Source organism: Microbacterium festucae (genome assembly GCF_025421715.1).
Lineage (GTDB): Bacteria > Actinomycetota > Actinomycetes > Actinomycetales > Microbacteriaceae > Microbacterium > Microbacterium festucae.
On the sequence record NZ_JAOEFC010000004.1, the window covers coordinates 209,168 to 233,133 of the forward strand.

Annotated in this window: 15 protein-coding genes and 1 tRNA gene; 13 read left to right on the forward strand and 3 right to left on the reverse strand. The window is 68.5% G+C overall.

Annotation, left to right across the window (positions count from 1 at the left end; translation table 11 throughout):
• Positions 1 to 141: 141 nt before the first annotated feature.
• Both N3K63_RS13750 and N3K63_RS13755 read right to left on the reverse strand, forming a co-directional pair.
• On the reverse strand, positions 142 to 345 hold the full coding sequence (locus N3K63_RS13750) for a hypothetical protein (RefSeq protein ID WP_261580764.1): 204 nt from the start codon (positions 343 to 345) through the stop codon (positions 142 to 144).
• 113 nt (positions 346 to 458) lie between these two features.
• Positions 459 to 1,334 carry an SDR family NAD(P)-dependent oxidoreductase gene (locus N3K63_RS13755; RefSeq protein WP_261580765.1) on the reverse strand — a complete coding sequence of 292 codons (876 nt, stop codon included), beginning with the start codon at positions 1,332 to 1,334 and terminating at the stop codon, positions 459 to 461.
• 94 nt (positions 1,335 to 1,428) lie between these two features.
• Here N3K63_RS13755 and N3K63_RS13760 point away from each other — a divergent pair, with 94 nt between their 5' ends.
• Together N3K63_RS13760 and N3K63_RS13765 are read left to right on the forward strand one after the other, a co-directional pair.
• Positions 1,429 to 2,073, forward strand: coding sequence for an asparagine synthase (locus N3K63_RS13760; protein ID WP_261580766.1), 645 nt, complete (start codon positions 1,429 to 1,431; stop codon positions 2,071 to 2,073).
• 70 nt (positions 2,074 to 2,143) lie between these two features.
• Positions 2,144 to 2,216 (forward strand) — tRNA-Arg (locus N3K63_RS13765).
• Here the strand turns inward: N3K63_RS13765 and N3K63_RS13770 are convergent.
• Entirely contained in the window at positions 2,190 to 5,702 is a 3,513-nt protein-coding gene (locus tag N3K63_RS13770; RefSeq protein ID WP_315943094.1) for an alpha-mannosidase, read from the reverse strand. The genes N3K63_RS13765 and N3K63_RS13770 overlap by 27 nt on opposite strands.
• A gap of 105 nt (positions 5,703 to 5,807) precedes the next feature.
• Between N3K63_RS13770 and N3K63_RS13775 the strand changes: the two genes are divergently transcribed.
• From N3K63_RS13775 to uidA, 11 genes are all read left to right on the forward strand, one after another.
• Positions 5,808 to 6,497: an alpha/beta hydrolase gene (locus N3K63_RS13775; protein WP_261580767.1), complete on the forward strand. Its 690-nt coding sequence runs from the start codon at positions 5,808 to 5,810 to the stop codon at positions 6,495 to 6,497.
• Between the two features lie 89 nt (positions 6,498 to 6,586).
• Positions 6,587 to 7,954: an ABC transporter substrate-binding protein gene (locus N3K63_RS13780; protein WP_261580768.1), complete on the forward strand. Its 1,368-nt coding sequence runs from the start codon at positions 6,587 to 6,589 to the stop codon at positions 7,952 to 7,954.
• 73 nt (positions 7,955 to 8,027) lie between these two features.
• Positions 8,028 to 9,011, forward strand: a complete 984-nt coding sequence (locus N3K63_RS13785) for a carbohydrate ABC transporter permease (RefSeq protein WP_315943095.1) — start codon at positions 8,028 to 8,030, stop codon at positions 9,009 to 9,011.
• A gap of 5 nt (positions 9,012 to 9,016) precedes the next feature.
• On the forward strand, positions 9,017 to 9,949 hold the full coding sequence (locus N3K63_RS13790; RefSeq protein WP_261580769.1) for a carbohydrate ABC transporter permease: 933 nt from the start codon (positions 9,017 to 9,019) through the stop codon (positions 9,947 to 9,949).
• A 30-nt stretch (positions 9,950 to 9,979) separates the two neighbouring features.
• Complete coding sequence (locus N3K63_RS13795) at positions 9,980 to 13,723, forward strand: hypothetical protein (protein ID WP_261580770.1); 3,744 nt, start codon at positions 9,980 to 9,982, stop codon at positions 13,721 to 13,723.
• The gene (locus tag N3K63_RS13800) at positions 13,720 to 15,120 is read left to right on the forward strand and encodes a Gfo/Idh/MocA family protein (RefSeq protein WP_261580771.1); all 1,401 of its coding nucleotides are present in this window, start codon (positions 13,720 to 13,722) and stop codon (positions 15,118 to 15,120) included. Before N3K63_RS13795 ends, N3K63_RS13800 begins: the two co-directional genes overlap by 4 nt.
• Positions 15,117 to 16,130, forward strand: a complete 1,014-nt coding sequence (locus N3K63_RS13805; protein WP_261580772.1) for an acetylxylan esterase — start codon at positions 15,117 to 15,119, stop codon at positions 16,128 to 16,130. Before N3K63_RS13800 ends, N3K63_RS13805 begins: the two co-directional genes overlap by 4 nt.
• Before the next feature lie 10 nt (positions 16,131 to 16,140).
• The gene (locus N3K63_RS13810; protein WP_261580773.1) at positions 16,141 to 17,136 is read left to right on the forward strand and encodes a LacI family DNA-binding transcriptional regulator; all 996 of its coding nucleotides are present in this window, start codon (positions 16,141 to 16,143) and stop codon (positions 17,134 to 17,136) included.
• A 494-nt stretch (positions 17,137 to 17,630) separates the two neighbouring features.
• The gene (locus N3K63_RS13815) at positions 17,631 to 19,412 is read left to right on the forward strand and encodes a family 43 glycosylhydrolase (RefSeq protein WP_261580774.1); all 1,782 of its coding nucleotides are present in this window, start codon (positions 17,631 to 17,633) and stop codon (positions 19,410 to 19,412) included.
• A gap of 102 nt (positions 19,413 to 19,514) precedes the next feature.
• Complete coding sequence (locus N3K63_RS13820) at positions 19,515 to 22,166, forward strand: alpha-L-rhamnosidase (protein WP_261580775.1); 2,652 nt, start codon at positions 19,515 to 19,517, stop codon at positions 22,164 to 22,166.
• Positions 22,160 to 23,959: a beta-glucuronidase gene (gene uidA, locus N3K63_RS13825; protein WP_261580776.1), complete on the forward strand. Its 1,800-nt coding sequence runs from the start codon at positions 22,160 to 22,162 to the stop codon at positions 23,957 to 23,959. Before N3K63_RS13820 ends, uidA begins: the two co-directional genes overlap by 7 nt.
• Positions 23,960 to 23,966 lie beyond the last annotated feature (7 nt).

A 23,966-nucleotide genomic window follows, 5' to 3' on the forward strand; every position in this document is an offset into this window, starting at 1 on the left:
TGAGAGATGTTCGGAGGGGCGGACGGATCGGATTGGGCCGGGCGGCCCGGCGCACCCGCCGGGCTGTCGGTGACATGCCGGGCCAGGCATGACAGAGGGCCCCGGGATGATCCCGGGGCCCTTCGCCTGCAGAGCTGCGCGTCACTTGTTGTCGCCGCGCAGGTCTTCCTTGATCTCGTTGCGCTTCTCGACCGAGTCGCGCTCGGCTTCGGCCTTCTTCACGTTCGCCTCGGCCTTGTGCTCGTCGATCTTGTCGCCGATGCGGTCGGCGGTGTCTTCGAACGCGTCCTTCACCTTGCGGCCGGTCGTCTCGGCGACTTCCTTCGCGTCGTCCAGGAATCCCATGTCGTTCTCCTCTCGTGAGACCTGCCCTTCCGGGCCTGACGGTGCCACCGTACGCGGCGCGCGACGACCCCGGAACGGGGTTGACACCGGGCGTCGCATGGACCACAGGGTCGCTACGCCTCCGGGCTGCGCCCCGGGGCGGCCGGGCCGGTGGGCACCGCGGTGGTCGTGTCGATGGCATCCTTCAGGGGTCTGCGCATCACGCGCCAGTAGCTGCGGGGGGCCAGGCGCGTGAGCACGTCGACGAGGCGGGCCTCGCGCCCGATGAAGGTGCGGGCGCGGCGGCGCACGGTGGCCTCGACGATGCGTGCCGCGGCGTCGGCGGGCTCGGTGTGGTACATCGCCGCCTGCGCGACGGCGGCGCGGTGGGCGATGGCGGGATCGAGGGCGGCGGCGTAGCGCCCGCGCAGCACGATGCCGGTCTTCACCCCCGCCGGATACACGGCGCCGACGGTGATGTCGGTGTCTTCGAGCTCGTGGCGCAGCGCCTCGGTGAAGCCGCGCACGGCGTACTTCGTCATCGCATAGGGGATGCGGCCGGCGGGGGCGGCGAGCCCGTAGATCGAGACGAGGTGGGTGATGTGCGCGGCGGGAGCGCGGCGCAATGCCGGCAGCAGCGCCTGGGTGATGTTGACGGTGCCCCAAAGGTTGACGTCCATCAGCCAGCGCATCTCGGCCATGGTCAGCTGGTCGAGCGAGCCGAGCATCGACGACCCGGCGCAGGTGATGAGGGTCTGCACGTGGGGGTGGGATGCCGTGATCTCGGCCGCCGCGACGCTCACGGCGTCGTCGTCGGCGAGGTCGACGACGTGCACGGTGTGCCCGGTGCCGGGCAGGTCTGCGGCCACGGCGGCCAGGCCCGCCGCATCGCGGTCGACCAGGGCGATGCGGGCGCCCCGCGCGGCGAGCAGGCGGGCGACGCCTGCCCCCATGCCCGCGGCGGCGCCGGTGATGACGCTGGTGGTTCCTGCGACCGCGAGTCGTGGCATCCGAGGCCCTTCGTGTGCCGACGGGGGGATAGTTTCGGCCCGTCGGGTCGATTCTGCATCATGCCGATGCCTAGGATCGAGAGGGGAGGGGTCGGTGGCAGAGCACAAGCGCACGCGCACCCGCGATGTCGTCGCGGAGGGTCTCTACATCGCGTCGGCCGCGACCCGTCTCACGCTGAAGAACGCGATCCTCGTGCACATCCTCGCCGAGGGGGAGGACTTCGACGAGGCGCGGTATCTGCCCGAGGCGCGTGAGGCGCTGCTGACCCTGGCCGCCGAGGCCGAGGAAGACGCCGACCGCACCGAGCGCGAGCGCAAGTCGGCGCGGCGCCGCTACTCGGATTCGAGCGGCACGCACGACTACCGCAGCCGCGATGTGCGCAACCTGCGCCGCCGCAACAAGCAGAGCCTGCACGTGGCGCGCGAGCTGCGCGCGCGGGCCGAGGACGAGACCGAGCTGCGCAAGCTGATCGCCGACGCGAGGGATGCCGCCTGGCACGAGGTCGCCGGCAACATCGACCGCGTGCTGCGCATCGAGGCCGCCCGCCCCGACCTCGACCCCGACTACGATCGCATGCGCATCGCGCGCATGCAGGCGCTGCGGCTGGTCGATCTGCCCAAGCTCCGTTCGCGCCGACGCAGCCTGCAGAAGCAGCAGCAGCTGCGCGACGAAGGCCGCGACGAGGGGCCCGCCGCCGCCGTCCCCAGCGGCGGTTTCGACCCGGGCGAGCTGGAATGATGGCCCGATTCGTCGGATGCCGGGAGCGTGGGGTAAGCTGATCCACGGCCTTCGCGAGAGCGGAAGTCATGCGCCCGTAGCTCAATGGATAGAGCATCTGACTACGGATCAGAAGGTTAGGGGTTCGAGTCCCTTCGGGCGCACACTGTGTTGAGACAGTACCTGATCGAGAACCCGCGGAATCCCGCGGGTTTTCGTGTTTTCAGGGGGAGTCGGGTCGTCTGATTCTGGCTGGTCAGCATCTGATTCTTGTTGACCATGGTCGACTGGTCGAGAACCGCGTGATTCCGCGCTGCACGTGAGTCGAATGTCCATACAGGAAGTCGAATCAGAGCGGATGTGTGCACCGCATGTGTGCACCTATGTGTGAACTGGATCGGCCTGAAGTCGATGTCGACAGTGTGCGCGCTGCGCGATCGTCGATCCCTCCTCGGGCATGAGATCGCGCGGGGTATTCGGGCACTCGATGGTCGGAGCCACCACATCCGTCGACCTCGCAGCCGATGCGATCGTGTCAGTTCTCGACTAGGCGACACTTCCTGCCGCTGCCTGCCGTCGCTGGCTCCCGTGCCCGCGGTTGATTCGACCCCTGCCCCCCATCGTGTGCCCGCTCCTTGCGCGCGCGAGTAGCGGAGCGTGACGATCTCGAATGGCCGCAGCTCGATCGTCGCGGATGACGGGTCCAGTCGATCACCGGTGGCGCGCTCGAGGAGGTCGGTGCGGTCGCAGCTCGCCGCATCGAATAGCGCCCTCACCGAGACCGACCCGCGCCCCCCGGTCGACTCGTAGAGCCGTACGATCACGTCGCCCGACTCATCGTCGGCGAGTTTGACAGTCTCGGCCACGACGGTGTCGCTGCGAACGGCGAAGAGCGCTTCGGCGGCGTGGGCCCCGACCACGGGTCGGGGGGGCCGGTTGAGCCGGTACCCCTCGGCGACGGCATCCCGGATGTCGGCATTCGGTCGCACTGCGACCCGCAGGGTGTGAGTGCCCTGGTCAGCGACCGGGTCTGGGTAGCGCGGCGCACGGATGAGCGACATACCCAAAGTGGTGGTGCGGCCCCCGCCGGGTCGAGGCGTCCGCCGGGCGTCGTGCCCGTAAGTGGAGTCGTTGGCCACCGCGACGCCGTAGCCGGGCTCTGCGATCTGCACCCATCGATGTGCGCAGAACTCGAAACGAGCGGCTTCCCATGACGTGTTGTCGTGCGTGACACGGTGCACGTGCCCGAACTGGGTTTCTGCGGCAGTGACATCGGCGTGCACGTCCAGATCGACGAAGAGCTTCAGCAGCTTCTGGCTCTCATGCCAGTCGATCGTCAACTCGACGTCCAGGGCAGGGGTGCCGGGTGGGAAGGACAGTCGTTGTGTGAGCCGGGAAGACCCGAACGTGCGGACGACGATGATCGACACCGTTCCGTCGTCGCCTGTGACCACGTCGAGCGACTCGGGGGCCCCGGAGTCGAGCGGCGTGGCGTTTCGGCGGTAGTGATCGTCGATGTCCCAGGCATCCCACTCGTTGGGTGTGTCGCGATGCAGCACCAGGCGGTTGGCCGCGCCGCCCGGGGCGACCGCCTCGCGGCCGGAGACCGCGTCGACGAGCGAGACGACGAGGCCGCGCGCGTCGATGACGGCGCGGAGCGCGCCGGTGTCGACCAGGAGGCCGCCGTCGGCGCGGCGCTCCCACGTCGTCTCCGACGCCGAGTAAGTGGGCGTGGCGATCGCGAACGCGTCGACGCCGCCGCCGCTCACGGGCATCGGGTTGGCGATGAGGGTCGTCGATCCGTCCCCGGCGAGGGCTGCGATGCTCCGGTCGATGATCGCGGTGAGATCCTCGCGAATCCGCTCGTGATCGCGTTCGGCCTCGCGGTGGACCCAGGCGATCGAGCTGCCCGGCAGGATGTCGTGGAACTGCAGCAGCAGCACGTGCTCCCATGCTCGCTGCAGCTCGACGTAGGGGTACGGCTCGCCGGCGCGCACCGCGGCCGTCGACGACCACAGCTCGGCCTCGTGCAGCAGCTGCTCACTGCGCCGATTGCCTTGCTTGGTGCGCAGTTGCGAGGTGTAGGTGCCTCGGTGCAGCTCGAGATACATCTCGCCCGCCCACACCGGCGCATCCGGGTACTCGGCCTCCGCCTCTGCGAAGAATCGGCTCGGCGCCGCGATCTCGACGCGGGGGAGTCCCTCCAGGTCGCGGGACCGCTCGGCTGCGGCGAGCATCTCGCGGGTCGGCCCGCCACCGCCATCGCCATATCCGAACGGCACCAGCGAGGTCGTGGCGGCCCCGGCCTCTTTGAAGTTGCGTTCGGTGTGGACAAGCTCGGCGGGAGTCAGCTCCGAGTTGTACGTGTCGGCCGGCGGCAGGTGGGTGAACACCCGCGTGCCGTCGATTCCCTCCCACCAGAATGTGTGGTGGGGGAGCTGGTTCACTTGGCTCCACGACAGCTTCTGCGTCAGGAACCAGCGGTTGCCGGTGCCGTGAACGATCTGGGGCAGGGCGGCCGAGTAGCCGAACGAGTCCGGCAGCCAGACCTCCTCGGTCTCGACCCCGAGGCGCTCGCGGAAGAACCGTTTGCCGTGGAGGAACTGCCGGATCATCGACTCGCCGCCGGGCATGTTGGTGTCGGATTCGACCCACATGCCGCCGACCGGCACGAACCTGCCCGCCTGCACCTGCTCGCGCACCCTCGCGAACAGCGCAGGGTGGTGCTCTTCGAGCCATGCGTACTGCTGCGCCGACGAGGCGGCGAAGATGAACTCGGGATGCTGTTGCATGAGTTCCAGTGCGTTCGCGAAGGTGCGCGCGACCTTGCGGATGGTCTCGCGGGTGGGCCACAGCCATGCCGAGTCGATGTGCGCGTGGCCGACCGCGACGATGCGATGGCTCGAGGCGTGCGCTGGGGACGCGAGAAGAGGAGCGATCACCTCCCGGGCCGGCGCTGCCGTGCCGGCGACGTCGTCGGGATCGATGGTGTCGAGCATGCGCTCGAGTCCGCGCACGATGGTGTGGTGCCGGGGCGAGTCCTGCGGCAGCTCGTTGAGCAGGCCGCTGAGCACCCGGATGTCCTGCAGCAGGTCCCACGCCACCCCATCGCGTCTGACGAAGCCGATCGGCCCGAGCCGGTACAGGGGCGCGTCGCCCGCCGTCAGCTTGTCGCCGAGGGGGGTCGCCGAGAACGTCCACTCGCCTGCGAGGTCGGGATTGGCGGCGGCCTCGACGTAGAGGGTGGTGTCATCCGTCGCGGCGGCTTCGAAGGGGAGATGGTGACCGCGTGGTGACACCGCTTTCACGATGCTGCCGTCGGGGCGGAAAGCCAGTCCCTCGACCTGGAATCCCGGTCGATCAGCGGTGAAACCGAGATCGCACACGATCTCGGTGTGCTCCGGGTTCCACCCTTCGGGTAGTCGGCCTGACACCCGGAACCACGTCGAGCTCCAGGCGCGACCCCACGTCCAGTCAGTCGGCGTCGGCTCATACTCACGGTCGACCGCTTCCGCGAACGAGACTGGTTCTCCCGGGACTGACCAGTGTTCGACCCGCATCGGATGAAACTCCGGGTGCACGGCCGGCTCCAGCCGTTCCGTGGTGAACCTCCGCAGGCGTGCCAGCACATGTGACCGGTCGTCGTGCACCTTTGCTCCTCACTGCCGGGGCGTCCGCTTCTTCGCGTCGGAGTTGCCCGGGAGCGAGCGTACATGCAACGCTGTGGGTTTAACAACCGGTTTCAAAGGTGTGCCATGACGCTCAAAGCCCTCGTTCTCCCCGGCGGAAGCTACCGCCGGCATGCGTCTCATGAGGCCGAACCCGTTGCCGGCTGGCTGCGCACGCTCGGCATCGACGCTGAGGTTATGAGATACCCGGTGGGGATGCCGCATCCCGCGGCCCATGAGGCGATCGGCGCCCGCGTCGCCGAGGTGCGGCGTGCCGGAGCGGAACGTGTGCTCCTGATGGGATTCTCGGCGGGTGGACATGCAGCGGGCCTGGCCGCCTTGCGCCCCGTCGACGCGGCGCACCGCATCGACGGGTTAGTTCTCGGCTACCCGGTTGTATCGCTGGAAACACATTCTCATCAGGGGTCGAGTGAAGTCCTTCTCGGAGACGCTGACACTCCGGACCGCCGATCGTCGCTCTCGCTGGAGTTGCTCGTCACTGCGGCTGCGCCGGCGTCGTTCATCTTCCACTCCTTCGACGACCAGAAGGTTCCCGTGGAGCATTCACTGATGTTGTCGTCGGCGCTGCAGCGCGCAGGTGTGGCGCACGAGCTGCACCTGTACCCGATCGGCGGGCACGGGTGCGGCCTCGGCGGCGAGCTCGTGCCGTGGACGGGGCCCTGCCGCGAATGGCTCGCGAGAGAGGGCTGGCTGCCTCCTCTCAGATCCACGCTTGACATCGCGATGGATTCTCGAAAGGGTAGTGAAACCGGTTGAGATGAATAATCCCGATCAGGGCATGCCGAACTACGAAGGAGTAGAGACAGATGACACAGCAGCGCTGGGTTCGCGCGGGGGGACTCGTGATGACCATCACCGTCACGGGGTTGCTCGTGAGCGGGTGCGCGGGCAGCGAAACGCCGGCGTCGATGCCGTCGACCGAGGGGGTGTCGTGCAACCCCGATGCTGACGTGACCATCACGGTCGGGGAGCGACCGACATCGGATCAGACGGCCAACCTGGAGGCGTGGGAGAACGCGGTCACGCAGTTCGAAGCGGATCACCCCAACATCACGATCGACGATGAGGAGACCAAGTACGACGTCTCCACGTTCCCGGCGCTCCTCGTCGGCGGAACCCTGCCGACGACGCTGCAGGTGCCGTTCACCGACATCCAGTCGCTGATCGAGCGCGGCCAGGCGGCAGACATCACCGCATACGTCGAGAGCGATGACGTGTTGAGCCAGCTCAATCCGCAGCTGAAGGCCGTCACGGAGGACGCGGACGGACACACCTACGGCGTGGTCCGAGCCGCCTACACGATGGGCCTCATCTACGATCGGGCGCTCTTCACCGAAGCCGGCCTCGACCCCGACGCCCCGCCATCGACGTGGGAGGGGGTGCTCGACGCGGCCGCCACGGTCACCGAGGAGACCGGGCAGACCGGCTTCATCATCCCCACGACGGCCAACACGGGCGGATGGCTGCTGACCTCCATGTCGTACTCGAATGGCGACCTCGTCGAAGAGGTCGCCGGCGACACCACGACCGTCACCCTCGACACACCCGGCATGGAGGCGAGCCTCCAGTTCCTTCACGATGTGCGCTGGGAGCAGGATGCAGCGGGTGCCAATTACCTCTACGACAACAACGCCATCCGCGACGACATGGCTGCCGGCGTGATCGGCCAGAGCCTCAATGGCGCGAACCTCTACAACAGCCTGGTGATCGGTCGGGGCATGCCGAAGGACGACTTCGGCCTGGCCCCGTTCCCGGCTGGTGACGACCCCGTGGGGGTGCTCGGCGGCGGGAACATCCAGTGGTTCAACCCGAAGGCCACGCCCGACCAGCTCTGCGCGGCGCTCGAGTGGACGAAGTTCTACTTCCTGAACCGCTATGTCGACGAACAAGCCGCGGTCACGTGGGCCGAGGCTCAGGTCGCCGACGACCTGCCGGTGGGCCTGCCCGAGGTCCCGGTCGTCTCGGACGAGCAGTACGAGACGTATCTCGGCTGGATCGAGCCGTACATCAACGTTCCGCGGGAGAACTACACCGCGTACCTCGACAGTCTTGCGACGGCGACCATCGTCCCCGAGCCGGCGAAGAAGGCTCAGGAACTGTATGCCGCTCTGGATCCCGTCGTGCAGGCCGTCCTCACGCGAGAGGACGCGGACTTCACCGCGCTGCTGAAATCGGCTCAGGCGCAGGTTCAGGATCTGATCGACGCCGGCTGATCCGCTCTGGTGGCCGCGGACAGCCGCGGCCACCAGAACCACCCGGTTTGAGAACCCCGACGGGAGATACACCGTGACCGCTACCGCTCCGCCTGACGTCGACCTGCCGACGGATACGCCCGCCGCCGCGGCAACGCCGCACGGCGCGGGCCGGACGCGCAAAGCACCCGGGGCGCGCCTGCGGGCGTGGATGCGCAACGGCGGGGTGCCGACGCTCATCATGTTCTTGCCGTTGCTGCTGACGTTCGGCTATTTCGCGTGGTGGCCGATTCTCAAGAGCCTCATCCTCGCCTTCCAGCAGACCGATCTCATCAACGACCCCACCTGGGTGGGTATGCGGAACTTCGAGCGCGTCCTCGCGGATCCGCTGCTGTGGACGGCCGTGGGCAACACCGTCTGGTTCGCACTGCTGGCGCTGCTCATCGGCTTCCCGCTGCCGATCCTGATGGCGATGGTGATGGCCGAACTGCGCCGCAGCCGACAGATCTCGAGCGTGCTCGTCTACCTCCCCGTGATCATCCCGCCCGTGGTCAGCGTGCTTCTGTGGAAGCAGTTCTACGACCCGTCCGCTTCGGGACTCTTCAACACGGTGCTGGGCTGGTTCGGACTGGGGCCGATCGGTTGGCTGCAGGATCCGGCGCTCGCGATGCCCAGCATCGTGATCCAGGCCACCTGGGCGACGGCGGGCACAGCGACGATCATCTACCTCGCGGCACTGATGTCGATCCAGGCGGAGCTCTACGACGCGGCCGAGGTCGATGGGGCGTCGATCCTGCAGCGCACGTGGCATGTGACGCTGCCACAGCTGCGCAGCGTCATCCTGCTCATGCTGCTGCTGCAGATCATCGGCACGATGCAGGTCTTCACCGATCCGTTCGTCATGACCGGCGGCGGACCCGAGAACCGGACGGTCACTCTCCTGATGCTCATCTACAACTACGCCTTCCTCTCGGGCGACTTCGGCAAGGCGACGGCTCTGAGCCTTCTCCTCGCCCTCGTGCTGAGCGTGATCTCGGCGATCTATCTGCGGCTCACTCGGAAGTGGAGTGAATCGTGACTTTTGTGACGACCACGGTCCGCGCCATCGTCAAACCGAAAGCGGCAGCGACGGAGGAGTCCGAGGACCGCACCAACGTCTCGGCGCTCGACCGGTCGGGCCGCTCAGTGCGCATCACGATCCGGATCCTCGCCATCGTCTTGATCGCTTGCCTGATCGTCGTGTCGTTCGGACCCCTGCTCTGGCTGTTCAAGGCGGCGCTGTCGACCAGCCAGGACATCCTGAAGGAGCCGTTCGAGTGGTGGCCGAGCGGCATTCAGTGGCAGAACCTGCCCGACGCGTGGTCGCAGATCCGCATCGGCCAGTACCTGCTGAACACCGTATGGATGGCCGCGGGGTGCTGGTTCTTCGGACTGCTGGTAGCACTCACCGGCGGCTACGGGATCTCGATCCTGAAGCCGAAGTACGCGAAGGTCGTGAACGCCGGCGTCCTCGCGACGCTGTTCATCCCCGGCGTCGTGTCGCTCATCTCGCTGTACGTCACGATCCTGGACGTGCCGCTGATCGGGGTGAACCTCGTCAACACCTACTGGGCCGTCTGGCTGCCGACCGCGGCCAGCGCTTTCAATGTGCTCCTCGTGGCACGCTTCTTCGACCGTCTTCCCAGAGACGTGTTCGAAGCCGCGAGGATCGACGGCGCGGGGGTCTTCCGGGTGTTCTGGTCGATCGTCCTGCCGATGTCGCGCCCGGTGATCGGTGTGGTCTCGCTGCTGACGATCGTCGGCTCGTGGAAAGAGTTCCTATGGCCCCTGCTCGTCCTGCCCTCGCCGGACCTGCAGCCTCTCTCGGTCGGGCTGTACCGCGTGAGCGATACCGCCCCGACGAGCCTTCTGATGGCGGGCATGTTCATCTCGGTGATCATCCCCATCGCGCTGTTCCTGATGTTCCAGCGCCAGTTCCTCCGCAGCGCCGGTCAGGCCGGCGCGATCAAGGGGTGACCACGGCGGTCACCCGGATCGGATCACTTCATGTCTCACGTGCACCGGCGCGTCGCCGCGCCCATCACGGCCCTGTTGGCGGCTCTCGTCATGGTTGTCGGCACTCTGATCGCCTCCGCCGTGCCGGCACGGGCGAGCCTCACCGAATCCGATTCGTTCGAGGGCTGGACGACGACGGTGTCGGGCACCCCCGATTTCGCGGTCGCGGCTGACACCGCTGTCGTCCACGACGGCGCGGCTGCCGCGCGTGTGGAGTACACCTCGGCGTACTCGAACAGCTACATCGACCTGCGTCAGAACATTCGCGCGTCAGGCGGTACCACGTATGCGATGAGCGCCTGGGTGCGGACAGAAGGCCTCTCCACATCCGCCGCCGCGTACTTCGTGCTCAGCGGCGACCACTCGCAGCGGGTGGAGCTGCCGGCCGGTACGAATGAGTGGACCAAGCTGGAGTGGACGTACACCCAGCCCCTGGGCAGCATGACCTTCGTCATGCGACTGCTCGTTCGCGGGGCGGGAACGGTGTGGGTCGACGACGTGCGGATGACCGCACCATCGAGCCAGGCGAACCTCGTGATCAATCCGTCGTTCGAGGAACACGACCCGCCGCCGGGAACGCTGGCCTTCACCGACACGTCCCTCGTCTACCCGGTCGGCGACGCACGGATCGGCGTGACCACCCTGGCGAGCAGCGTCACGTGGGATGTCAGGGCGTCGTCCGGGCAGCGGGTGGATTCCGGGGTCGAGCCCGTCGCGGCGGGCACGGCATCCATCGACCTGTCCGCGTTGCCGGCCGGTTACTACTCGGTCACGATGTCGGTGACGGCGCCGGTCGCCGCGACGCGGGCCGCGACGCTGGCGATCGTGGAGAGCGCGGCCTCGCCCGCATCCGCGGATCATCCGGTGGGTCTCGCCGTCCACGTGAACCGATACTCGGTCGATCAGGTCGGCAGCCTGATGGGGTCGCTCGGAGCAGGAACGCTGCGAGAGGGCCCCTCGTGGGACACCATCGAGACGTCACCCGGGGTGTACCAGTTCCCCGCGCACTTCGACGCGCAGATCGCTGCCGCGAAGGCGCGCGGCGAACGACCGCTCGTCATCCTCGCGTACTTCAGCCGGTGGTACGACGGCGGCAAGACGCCGAGCTCACCCGAGGCGATCGCAGCCTTCGCGAGCTACGCCGCCGCAGCCGCCGCTCACTACGGCTCGGACGTGGACTATGAGGTCTACAACGAGTTCAACCACACGTTCAACAACGGGGCATGCGGCATGACCGCCGCCTGCTATATGGACCTTCTGGTGCCCGCCGCTGCGGCGATCCACGCCGCGGCGCCGGGGGCACGCGTCGTCGGGCCGGTCAGCGCCGGCGCCAAGTGGGACTTCATGGAGGACCTCTTCGCACTCGGGGCGCTCGATCACCTCGATGTGGTCAGCTACCACACCTACGACTTCCCCGTGGCCCCGGAGGGTCGCACGGAGGCGGGCGTCGCCACGCTGCGCGCCCTGATCGAAGAGTACGCGCCCGGATCCGACATCCCGATCTGGCTGAGCGAGCACGGCTGGACGACGACGACCGGAGGTACCACCGAGCGGCAGCAGGCCGCCTACATCGTTCGGTCGGCCGCTTTGCTCGACGCTGCGGGGGTCGATCGCGTCATCTACTACGAGCTGATCGACTCCGGCGCGAACCCCGCCGAGCAGGAGCACAACTTCGGCATCGCCCGCCTGCCCACAGACGGCGGCACAGCGCTCACTCCGAAACCCGCCTATCCCGCGCTCGCCGTCTTCAATCGCCTGACCGCCGGCCGTGAGCTGACGGGCCTGCAACGGCTGGACGGGGCCATCGTGGCGGAATACACGGATGCCGGTGGCGACGTGCTGCGGATGGCATGGGCGACCGGGGGCCCCGTGACCCTCGCAGCCGATACCGGGGCCGCCGCGCGTCTCATCAACGGAGACGGCCGCTCGTGGCGCGCCCGGCCGAACGGACGCGTGGAGCTGACTGTCGGCGCGAACCCCGTTTACCTGACCGGCAGCCTCGCCACACCGTCCCGCGTCGCCGACCCGGCCGTCCGCATCGACACGCCCGGCCAGATTCCGCTCGACGGCGCGCCTAGCGTGCCGGTGGCGGTCGATCGTTCCGCTCTCGGGCTCGCGGGCGACGTGACGGTGTTCGGACCGGTGGGCGGCGGCGCCACGCTCACCGGCGTTGCGGCCGAGGTGACCGGCTCGGTCACGCTCGCCGCCATGCGGGAGCTCGGCGAGCACCCGGTCGCCTACACCGTGCGCAGCGGCGACGCGGTCGTCGCGTTCGTCGACGACAGCGCGACGGTGGTCGAGAGCCCGGTGCTCTCGCTCGGTCCCGTCGTGGGCGAGGAGAGCGTCGGCCTCGCGCTGACCGTGCAGAACCTCGCCGGAGCGCCGGCGACGGCGGTCGACGACATCGAGTGGACGGTCGGCGGAGCCTCGGGCACGCTGCCGGCGGTGCAGGTCGCCGGTGGCGATGTGGCGACGCGTGAGCTCGGAGTGGGCGACGTCGCAGCGTGGCAGCCCTATGCGTTCACGCTGAGCGCCACCGTGGGAGCGACCGAGCGCCGACTTTCGGGTACGACGGCGGTGGCAGCGGTCGCGGCGGCGCCAGCGGGTGGAACCCCCGTGGACTGGCGGGAGCGCGGCACCTACGTGCCGCTGAGCGGACCCGCCGCGACGGCCGAGGATCTGGGCGGCACCTTCGCCGTGTCGTGGAGTGCAGACGGACTTCGCGTGCGTGCGGACGTGCAGGATCAAGACCACACCCCGGCGGCCACCGTCGACAGGCTCTGGGCGGGTGACTCGCTGCAGTTCGCGGTCGCTCGGGGCCTCCCCGGCGCCGAGCCCGCCTCGCGGGTGGAGCTCGGCGCGTACCTCGGCGCCGACGGTCCGAGGATGTATCGCTACACCGCTCCCGTCGGTGTCGTGGAGGCCGCCGTCGCAGTCGCACGCGAGGGCTCGATCACCTCCTACGACCTCACGGTGCCCTGGAATGTTCTCGGAGTCGATCCTGCTGACGGCGTCTTCTCGTTCTCCATCCTCGTCAACGACAACGACGGGGGCACGCGGGAGGGTTTCTACGAATGGGGCGGCGGGATCGGATCCGCCAAGAACGCGGCGCTGTTCGTGCCGGTCGTGCCCGTCGACCCGGCGCCGGCAGCGAAGGCCGCCGGTATCGAGGTCGACGGCGCGCTCCTCGACGGCTTCGCATCCGGGCGCACCCAATACGCAGTCCCCGCTCTCGCCGGGGGCCCACTCCCCGTGATCACCGCGACCGCGGCCGACGGCATCCATCTGGAGGTGACGCAGCCGACAGGCGCTCCCGGCATCGCGACCGTGGTCGCAGCCGCTGACGGGCGAGCGAGCACGACGTACACGATCGTGCTCGAGCGGGTGCGGGGCGATGACGCTGCCATCGAGGCGACCGTCGACACCTCGTGCCTCGCCGAGCAGGTGCGCTACGTCGTGTCGGTGCGCAACACCGCCGCGTTCGCTTCCGACATGCGCGCGACCGCCACGTTCGCCGACGAGAGGCGCTCCGGCGTGCCCGCGGGCGGGACCCGGGTGATCGAGCTGAGATCCTCGCAGGCGACGACGGATGCCGGACACGTGCGCGTCGCCGCCTACGTTCCCTATCGCGCGCCCGATCGAGCCGCGTCGTATACGACCGTGGACCTGCCGGTTCCCCCGCGCGACTGCGCGCGCACAGATGCTCAGCCAGAAGACAAGGGAGACCTCGAATGACCGCACCGATCCGCTACGCGATCGTCGGCACCGGAGCCCGAGCGCAGATGTACATCAGCGCGCTGACCGGCCCCTACGCCGCCAACGCCGAGCTCACCGCGTGGTCCGATCCGAATCGCGGGCGCCTGGACTGGAACGAGCGCAGGGTCCTCGCCGCCGGGGCGCCCGCACCGACGCGAATCGACGCCGAAGACCTCTCGACTGCGGTCGAGCGGCTGCGTATCGACCGGGTCATCGTCACCGCGCCCGACTTCGCCCACGCCGATCTCGTGGTCGCTGCGCTTCACGGCGGCGCCGACGTCGTGGTCGAGAAGCCCCTGACCACAGACGCGGACGGCGTCCGCCGTATCGCTGACGCGGTCGCCGCTACCGGCCGTGCGGTGACGGTGACCTTCAACTACCGGTACTCGCCCCGCAACGCCGAGCTCAAACGCGTCATCGCCAGCGGTGCGATCGGCGACGTCACCTCGGTGCACTTCGAATGGCTGCTGGACACCTCGCACGGAGCCGACTACTTCCGTCGCTGGCACCGGCAGAAGCAGAACTCGGGCGGCCTCCTCGTGCACAAGTCATCCCACCACTTCGACCTCGTCAACTGGTGGCTCGCCGATCTTCCCGTCCGTGTCTTCGCCAGCGGCGGGCTCCGCTTCTATGGCGCGCGGAACGCCGAGCGTCGCGGCCTGCGGGAGAGGCCTGTGCGTGGCTCCGTGGACGACGCCCGGAGAGACCCGTTCGCGCTCGACCTGCGGGACCACGATGTGCTGCGAGGGCTCTACTACGAGCAGGAGCAGCACGACGGGTACTTGCGCGATCGCGACGTGTTCGACGAGGGCATCAGCATCGAAGACAACCTGTCGTTGATCGTGGACTACGCGGCGGGCGCCAGCATGACGTACGCGCTCAACGCCCACTCCCCGTGGGAGGGCTACACCGTCGCCGTCAACGGGACGGAGGGCCGGGCCGAACTGTCGGTCGTCGAGCGTGGTGCCATCCTCCTCGACGAAACCGGGCGACAGCACGTCGTCGACCCGAGTGCCCGGCCAGAAGCGGTCGCCGACGAGACCGGACGCCCGGTCGGCGATCGCCTGGTGGTGCAGCGTCACTTCGGCGCGGCCCGTGAGGTGAGCATTCCTCATGCCGCCGGCGGGCATGGCGGCGCCGACGACGCGCTTGTTCGTGACCTGCTCATCGGAGCGGATGTCGACCCTCTCCAGCAGGCCGCGACCTGGCTGGACGGTGTGCGCGCCATGGCCGTGGGGGTGGCAGGGAACGATTCACTGGCCAGCGGGGCACCTGTGCTCATCCGGAATCTGGACTTCGGTCGTGCCGCGACCGCAGTGTCCGCCACCGGCTCGCCCACTGCCGCGGTCGCCCCTGCGGTGTCGGTGCCACGATGACGCGATTCGACCTTCCGATCGAGGAGCTCCGTCGTTTCGCGCCACAGGTCGCCGAACCCGACGACTTCGACCGATTCTGGGCGCAGACGGTCGCAGAAGCCCGGGGCGCCGGCGGAAGCGTCAGCGTGACCGACGCGAACGCTCCGCTACGCGCCGTCGAGGCGCGTGAGCTCGTCTTCCCCGGGTTCGCCGGCGAGCCCGTGAAGGCCTGGTATCTCCGCCCCGCAGGAGTAGCCACCGACCTGCCGGCGGTCGTCGAGTTCCTCGGGTACGGCGGCGGGCGAGGAACGCCGCAGCAGCGGCTCACCTGGGCCGCTGCGGGGTTCGCCCACATCGTCATGGATATGCGGGGCCAGCCCGCCGCCGACACCGCGGACCCGCACGGGGCGGATCCCGCCGTGCCGGGTTTCCTGACGCGCGGCATCGGGAGCCCAGAGACCTACTACTACCGCAGGGTGTACACCGATGGCGTCAGGTGCGTGGACGCGGTGCGCGCTCTCCCGGGTATCGACGCCTCGGCGGTCGCCGTCGCAGGTGGCAGTCAGGGCGGCGGCGTCGCGCTGGCGGTCGCCGGACTGCACGACGATGTCGTGGCCGCGATCGTGGACTATCCGTTCCTCTGCCACTTCCGTCGTGCGGTGGGAATGACAGGGCGGGAGCCGTACCAAGAGATCGTGCGCTACCTGGCGATCCATCGCGGCCGCATCGATGCGGTCTTCCGCACGCTGTCCTACTTCGACGGGGTGAGCTTCGCCGCGCGCGCGAGCGCCCCGGCCCTGTTCTCCGTGGGTCTTCAGGACCCGGTCTGTCCGCCGTCGACAGTGTTCGCGGCCTACAACGCGTACGCGGCCCCCGTGAAGGAGATGGTGACCTTCGAGTTCAACGAGCACGAGGGCGGTGGGGCGGAGCATTGGCCAGGCCAGGTGAGATTCCTCGAAGCACACTTCGCCGCCGCCGATCGCGACGATCAACTGCCGGACATCCCCGTGCTTGCGGTCTCGGGTCAGTAGGATCACGAGGATGGTCACGCAACGCGCTGTGCGCTTGAGCGACGTCGCAGCGGTCGCCGGCGTGTCGAAGGCGACGGCGTCGAAGGCTCTCAACGACAGCCCCGTCGTGTCGGCGGCGACCAAGGCCCGCGTGCGGGAGGCCGCCGAACGGCTCGACTTCCGTCCGAACGCCCTGGCGTTGTCGTTCGCCTCGGGCCGCAGCAGCACCATCGGTCTTCTCACACACCGCGCCACGGCGACGTTCTCCCGCGCCGTGGTGATGGGAGCGATCCTCGAACTCGGCCGTCGGGAGCGCGCCGCCCTGGTGTTCGACGGTCGTATCAACGCCCACCACGAGATGACCGAGAGCATCCGCACCCTTCGCGACCGTCGTATCGACGGACTCCTCGTCGTCGGCGCGGGCTTCGGGCGGGTGACTCCGTCGATCACCCACCAGTTCGAGGTCCCCGTGACCTACGCGTTCGCGGCATCCGATAACTCCGACGACGCCGTCTTCGTGCCCGACAACGAGCAGGCGGGTTACCTCGCCGCCCGTCATCTCCTCTCTCTCGGACGCACCCGGATCGCCCACATCACGGCAGACGCCGACGATCTCGCGGTGCGTCGTCGCGAAGCGGGCTTTCGCCGTGCGCTCCACGAGGCGGGCGTCTCGCCGCTGCCGATCGTCTACGGCAGCTGGCGACGTGAGTGGGGCGAGCAGGCGGTCAGCGTGCTTCGAGACTCTGGTCTGGATTTCGATGCCGTGTTCTGCGGCAATGATCACATCGGGTTCGGCGTGCTCGACGCGCTGGAGTCGACGGGAGTCAACGTGCCGGGCGACGTCGCGGTCGTCGGCGTCGACAACTGGGAGGAAGTGATCCTCGACCAGAATCTGCGCCGCCTCACCACCATCGACCTCGATCTGACCGGCGTCGGGCGTGTGGCAGCCGACAACGTCATCGAGCCCGCGGCGACCGGCGGCGAGCGCTTCGTCGAGCCGCGGCTCGTGCTCGGCCCTTCGACCTGACGGTCGAGAGCGGGCGTTGCAGGAATGTGTGCACCTATGTGTGCACCGAACAGCGTTGACCGCGAAACGGGGGGTACTTTCACGTCGTAACGGTGCGCCTGCAGATCAGAAGGTTAGGGGGTCGAGTCCCTTCGGGCGCACATTATGTTGAGACAGTACCTGATCGAGAACCCGCGGAATCCCGCGGGTTTTCGTGTTTCCGGGGCTGTGTGGAGGCCGTCTGATTCGGCCTGATCGGGTTCTGCCCTGGGCTTCGGGTGTCGGGCGCCGAGTTCCGCGTGGTTGTGCGGCCTGCAGTCCCGGTGCCCGCCGAAACCGAGGTCCGATCAGAGAGCGGATGTGTGCACCTGTATGTGTGCACTGGAGCGGCGCCCAGCTGGCACGGGATCGGTCGTGGAGATGGTCAGCGCGCCGCGACTCAGATGTGGCAAGCGATTGCCAAAATGCGGCGTTCTCGCTTAAATGGGAGTTTCCGCAGAGAAGAGGCGCACCTCATGGCCGAAGTTTCCCCCCAGTACGCAGACACGCGTGTGTTCTGCAATCCGCTCGATCTGGCCTACCGCTATCAGGACGTGCGCTTCACTGGCGTCGTGCAGGGGGTGACCATCGGCGAACCTCGCCGCAGCGTGCACCGCGAAGCGGCCGACCCTTCGGTCGTGCGCTACCGCGGTCGCTACTTCCTCTTCGCGTCGATGTCGGCGGGGTTCTGGCACTCGTCCGATCTGGTCGCGTGGTCTTTCGCCCCGACCGTGAAGCTGCCCGCTTTCGACTATGCCCCCGACGTGCGCGAGATCGACGGCGCTCTGTACATCTGTGCATCACGCAAGACTGACTCTCCCTTCTTCCGCAGCGAGGATCCGCTCTCTGACGACTTCGCCGAAGTGTCGCGCGGGTCATTTCCGTTCTGGGATCCGAATCTCTTCCAAGACGACGATGGCTCGGTCTATCTCTATTGGGGGTGCGATGCGCAGACGCCGATCCAGGGCGTTCCGGTAGACCCACGCACCATGCTTCCCACCGCCGAGCCAGTCTCGCTCATCTCTTCGGACCGCTTCGCGCGCGGGTGGGAGGCGGTGGGAGAGAACCACCGCAAGGACGAGCCCCGCACCGAGCGTGAGCGTTTGGCTGCGCAGTTCAAGAGCGACGATCCCTACATCGAGGGCGCATGGATGACCAAGGTGGGCGGCACGTACTATCTGCAGTACGCGGCGCCGGCGACCGAGTCGAACACGTATGCCGACGGATATGTCACCGGGGCCGGGCCGCTCGGGCCGTTCGAATACTCCTCGTCCAGCCCGTTCTCTTCCAAGCCGGGTGGCTTCATCACCGGCGCCGGACACGGCAGTACGTTCCAGGACGAGTACGGCAACTGGTGGCATGCCGCCACCATGCGCATCTCGGTCAACGACGTGTTCGAACGGCGGGTGGGGCTCTTCCCGGCAGGCTTCGACGATGACGGTGTGCTGTTCTGCAACCAGAACTTCGGCGACTACCCGGTCGTCGTCCCCCAGGGGCCGGCCGACCCCTGGGCGCCGCCGCCGTGGATGCTGTTGTCGCACGGCGCTCGCGTGCACGCCACCAGCGCCGCACCCGGCCACCCCGCCGAGCTCGCGGTCAACGAAGACGTGCGCACCTGGTGGATCGCCGGGTCGGATGCGCCGGGGGAAAGTCTCGAGGTGGATCTCGGGCGACCGATGACGGTCGCCGCCATTCAGGTGAACCTCGCCGACGACGCGCTCGCCGAGCGCGTCGAACCTGCTGAGGGCGGCGTCGACTTCGGTCACTCCTGGCGGGCGATGTACACCGAAGCCCACCAGACCCAGCTGAGCATGGAGATCTCGCTAGACGGGACGCGCTGGGAGGGAGTGTTCGAGACCACCGACGACCGCCCGCACGCGCTGGCTGTACTGCCTGCACCCCGAGAGGCAAGGTTCGTCCGGCTGGCGGCAGGGCGACTGCCGTTCGGTGCTCCGCTCGCAGTGTCGGGGCTGCGCGTGTTCGGACGCGCCGATGGATCTCTCCCGGAGGCGCCCGAGGTGAAGGCGGTGCGTACCGGCGACCTCACGGCGACGATCTGCTGGGCGGAGGCCGACGGCGCTCGCGGATACAACGTGCGCTATGGGCTGCGTCCCGACAAGCTCTATCAGAGCTGGTTGGTGCACGGGGCGACCGAGCTCGACCTGCGTGCACTCAATGCCGGGGTGGGCTACTGGGTCGCCGTCGACGCGTTCAACGAGGTGGGCGTCACCGAGGGGGAGCCTCGCCCGATCGCCTGACTCCGCGTGCGGACGTTGCACACCAGGAGCGAGTGGACTAGATTAGGCAATCGGTTGCCACGCAAGACGCGCTCTCAACGAAGTGCGCGCGGAAGGACGACGATGACTGCACCCTTCGACCTCGCCGTCGACAGCGGGGGAGACCACTTCCCGGTGACCGGCCCCACGCCGCGCCTCTCGTGGAAGAACGCGATGGACTCGCGCCCGCGCTCCTACGAGCTGGTGGCCGTCGTGGATGGCGCAGCACCGGCATCCGTCACTCTCGCCGCGCCGGAGCATCGGCTCATCCACTGGCCGTGGGCGCCGTTGCGCAGCGCTCAGCGCGTGAGCTGGCGTGTGCGCGCCGACGACTCCGACTGGTCGGAGTGGTCGGAGTTCGAGGTCGGTCTGTGCGATGGTGACTGGACGGCGCGGTGGATCAGCCCGGCAGAGGCGGGCACTGGCGCACCCGGCGACCGCCCCGCGCACACGCTCTCGGTCGGCTTCCAGCTGGACGGACCCGTGCGCACGGCACGCCTCTATGCGACGGCGCTCGGAGTGTACGAGAGCTTCGTCAACGGACAGCGCGTGGGGACGACCGAGCTCGCTCCCGGTTCCAGCTCGTACGACCGCACCCTCTACGCGCAGGCTTTCGAGGTGACCTCGGAACTGCGCGGGGGGGACAACCGGCTCGAGATGGTGCTGTCGGACGGGTGGTACCGGGGCCGGGTCGGCGCGTTCCGCACGCCGGCCGCGTGGGGGGCGACGCTCGCTGCGCGCGCTGAGTTGCACCTCGACCTGGCCGATGGAACCCGTCGTATCATCGGCACCGACGCGACGTGGACGAGCGCTCCCTCGGTGATCACGCGGGCAGATCTCATGGGCGGGCAGACCACCGACCGCACCGCCCCGACGGTACCGGCGGTGCCGGTGCTCGTCGATCAGGTGGACGCGCCCTCGATCAGCTGGTCGCCGGCGCCACCGGTGCGCGTCGTCGAGACCCGCGCGCCTGTGGCGACGACGGCCGTCGGCGACGGCGTCTGGTTGATCGACTTCGGGCAGAACGCATCGGGATGGGTGTCGCTCGACGACCTCGGCCCCGCCGGCGCCCGCACGATCCTCGAGTACGGCGAGTTCCGGGATGCCGAGGGCGACCTGTCCACCGCGCATCTGGACTCGGTGCGCCCAGGAGAGCCGCCGATGGTCTTCGTCCAGCGCGACGAGGTGATCTCCTCCGGTACCGGCGAGCCGTTTGAGCCGCGGCACACGGTGCATGGCTTCCAGTACGTGCGGGTGACCAGGGACGCGGGCGGGTTCGACCCCGCGCGCATCTCGATGCGGATCGTGCACACCGACTTCGCGCGCACCGGCACGTTCTCCTGCAGCGCGCCCGAACTGACCCGCCTGCACGAGATCGCCGACTGGAGCTTCCGCGGCAACGCCGTGGACATACCCACCGACTGTCCCACGCGCGAAAGGCTCGGGTGGACGGGTGACTTCCAGATCTTCGCGCCTACTGCGACGCGCCTGTACGACGTGAGCGGCTTCACGCGGAAGTGGCTGCAGTCGGTGCGCGACGACCAGCTCGACGACGGTCGCATCGCGAACTTCTCGCCCGACGGTCGGCGGGTCAAGAACAACACCCAGACCCAGTTCGCGATGATGACCGGTTCGGCCGGGTGGGGGGATGCGATCGTCGCCGTCCCCTGGGAGATGTACACGGCCTACGGTGACGCAGCATTCCTCGCGGACAACTGGGACGCGATGGAGCGCTGGGTGGAGTGGGCTCTCGAGACCGCGCGCACCCGACGACACCCCTCCCGCGTCGGACGGTCCGCCGAGCCGCCTGCACACGAGCAGTACATCTGGGACGGCTCGTTCCACTGGGGCGAGTGGATCGAGCCCAAGCCGCTGCGCGCCGACGGGTCGCGGGCCGATCCCGTGCACGACGACCCGCTCGGCTGGTTCAGCGCCGACCGGGGAGAGGTCGGCACCGCCTTCCTCTATCGCTCGACGCGTACGCTGGCCGACGCTGCGGCCGTGCTCGGACGCGACGGCGACGCCGCGGCATACGGCGACCTCGCCGAGCGGATCCGCGATGCATGGCGGCAGGAGTTTCTGTCGCCCGAGGGCCGCACGACGACCGACACCCAGGCTGCCTACGTGCGCGCCCTGTCGTTCGGCCTCGTTCCGGAGTCGCTCGCGCCCGCCGCGGCCGCGCGCCTGGTCGCCCTCATCGACGACGCCGGCGGTCACCTCGCTACCGGATTCCTCTCCACCGGAGACCTCCTGCCTGTCCTCGTCGACCACGGCTATCCCGAGGTGGCCTACCGCGTGCTCCTCCAGCCCACCTCCCCCTCATGGCTCAACATGATCGCTCGCGGGGCTACCACGATCTGGGAGGACTGGGACGGGATCGACGACGAGGGCAACGCCCACGAGTCCCTCAACCACTACAGCAAGGGCGCCGTCGTGCGCTTTCTGCACACCCACGTGCTCGGGCTGCGTCAGGCCCCCGAATCTGTCGGCTGGGAGTCGGTGATCATCCAGCCCACACCGACGGCAGCGCTCACGTGGGCCGAGGGCACACACGACTCGCCGCAGGGACGGATCTCGGTGGCCTGGCGCACCGACGGCGACGCGATCACCGTCGAGGTGGACCTTCCCGCCGATACCCGCGGAGTCGTCATCGTCCCCGACGGTACGCGGGCGGCGATCGGTCCCGGCCGCTCGCGGTTCGCCGGCCGCGAGCGAACTGCGGTCGCCGCATGCTGACGCCGAAGATCACATCCACCCGCGAGGTCTTGAATCTCGACGGACTGTGGCGCTTCGATCTGGATGCCGCGGTGGGCGAGGAGCCGTGGCGGGCGACGCTGCGCACCACCCGGGAGGCGCCGGTGCCCGCCAGCTACAACGACCTGTTCCCAGACCCCCGCTTTCGCGACCACGTCGGTGTCGCCTGGTATCAGCGAACGGTGCGTGTGCCACACGGCTGGCGGGGGACCCGGGTGATGCTGCGGCTGGATGCAGCCACGCACGAAGCCGCCGTCTACGTCGATGACGATCTCGTCGTGACACACGTCGGTGGATACACGCCGTTCGAGGTCGACATCACCGGCCATGTGACGGCGGGCGGCGAATTCAGACTCACGATCGGCGTCGACAATCGACTCACGCCGTCCAGCATTCCGCCGGGCAGCGTCGACACCGACTCCCTCGGGCGTCCACGCCAGCGCTACATGCACGACTTCTTCAACTACGGCGGCCTGGCGAGATCAGTGTCGATCCAGTCGGTCCCCGCAGAGCGCATCGACGACATCACGGTCACGACCGAGATCGACGGCACGAGCGGCCTCGTGAGCTACGACCTCGTCACGACCGATCTCACGCCCGGAGCCGAGGTGCGGCTGCGGGTGCTGACCGCCGACGGAACTGTGGTGGGTGCCTCATCCGGGTCGCGCGGTGTCGTCGAGATCCCGGATGTGCGCCTGTGGCGCCCCGGCGCCGCCTACCTCTACACGGTCGTGGCGGAGATCGTAAGGGACGGCGAGGTGCGTGACAGCTACCCCCTCGCGGTCGGGGTGCGCACCGTGGAGGTGAGGGGCAACCGCGTACTCATCAACGGTGAGCCGTTCTACTTCACCGGCTTCGGAAAGCACGAGGATTCTCCGGTGCGCGGCAAGGGCCACGACCCCGCCTACCTCGTGCATGACTTCGAGCTCATGCGCTGGACGGGGGCCAACTCGTTCCGGACCTCCCACTACCCCTACGCGGAGGAAGTTCTCGACTACGCCGACCGTCAGGGCATCGTGGTGATCGGAGAGGCCGCGGCCGTCGGGCTGAACCTCGCGATCGCCGCGGGCTATCTCGGCCAGACCGAGGTCACGACATTCGGACCGCGAGGCGCGTTCGGCGACACGACGCGCGATGCTCACGCCGCGCACCTGCGAGAACTCATCGCACGTGACAAGAACCACCCGAGCATCGTGATGTGGTCGATCGCCAACGAACCCGACTCGCGGGATCCGGGGGCCCGCGACTACTTCGCGCCCCTTGTCTCCCTCACGCGCGAACTCGACCCCACGCGCCCGGTCACCTACGCGAACATGATCCTCGCCCAGCATGACACCGACGTCATCGCCGACCTCTTCGACGTCGTGAGCATCAACCGCTACTACGGCTGGTACCAGGACACGAACGACCTCGCCGCCGCAGAGGCGCACCTGGAGGCTGACCTCCGCGGCTGGGAGGCCAGCTTCCACAAGCCGATCATCGTGTCGGAATTCGGGGCCGATGCCATCGCCGGTCTTCACGCCGCGGTCGACCAACCGTGGAGCGAGGACTACCAGACAGCTCTGGTGGCCATGTACCAGCGCGTCTTCGATCGCATCGACTCCGTCGTCGGAGAGCACGTTTGGGCGTTCGCAGACTTCCAGGCGATGCCGATCACCCAGCGCGTCGACGGCAACAAGAAGGGCGTCTTCACGCGCGATCGGCGCCCGAAAGCCGTGGCGCACGCGCTGCGGGCCCGTTGGACCTCGCTCTCACAGGCGAAGAACCCGGAGTGATGACCCC